This is a genomic window from Acinetobacter sp. 1566109, assembly GCF_000582255.1.
GTDB lineage: Bacteria > Pseudomonadota > Gammaproteobacteria > Pseudomonadales > Moraxellaceae > Acinetobacter > Acinetobacter nosocomialis.
In genome coordinates, this window is the sequence record NZ_JEYB01000232.1 from 1 (window position 1) to 451 (window position 451).

The window sequence follows — 451 nt, forward strand, 5'->3', positions numbered from 1 at the left end:
AAAGTTTAGAAGAAATTAAAGAATTTATTTGAAAAATAATTTTTATTATTTAAAGTAAGTTTTTTTGGTAAGAAAGGATATTATTTTATATATTTTAATAAATCCTCTTAAGTTTTTATTTTGGAAATTATATGAATAGTAGCGATATGATGTTTATAATCCCTTTAAGTTATAGCGAAAGGGAGAAAGAAATCTTTTTTCTTAAAGATCTTTTAAATAAGTTTGATAAAGATAGTTTAATTGGTTGTAATGTTTTTGTTAGTAATAATATTTATAATCTAGAGGTTATTTTAGCTTTAAACTTTGAAAATGAAATAGAAGAATTTAAATTTTGGATTAAAGAGAGGTACTCATCAAAAGCTAATATTATGCAGTTAAAATATTGTTTTAGTGATTATTTTTTTCATATTCAAATAATTATATACACTATCAACCTTATCTTTATCTAAAG

Annotated in this window: 1 protein-coding gene; it reads left to right on the forward strand. The window is 19.7% G+C overall.

What is annotated here, in order from left to right; all coding sequences use genetic code 11:
* Positions 1-131: 131 nt before the first annotated feature.
* Positions 132-449, forward strand: coding sequence for a hypothetical protein (locus J582_RS0105650; protein WP_032049031.1), 318 nt, complete (start codon positions 132-134; stop codon positions 447-449).
* The last annotated feature ends 2 nt before the right edge of the window (positions 450-451 follow it).

Coding starts and splice junctions, on each gene's coding strand:
- J582_RS0105650 (WP_032049031.1), top strand. CDS start 132: ATGAATAGTAGCGATATGATGTTTATAATCCCTTTAAGTTATAGCGAA.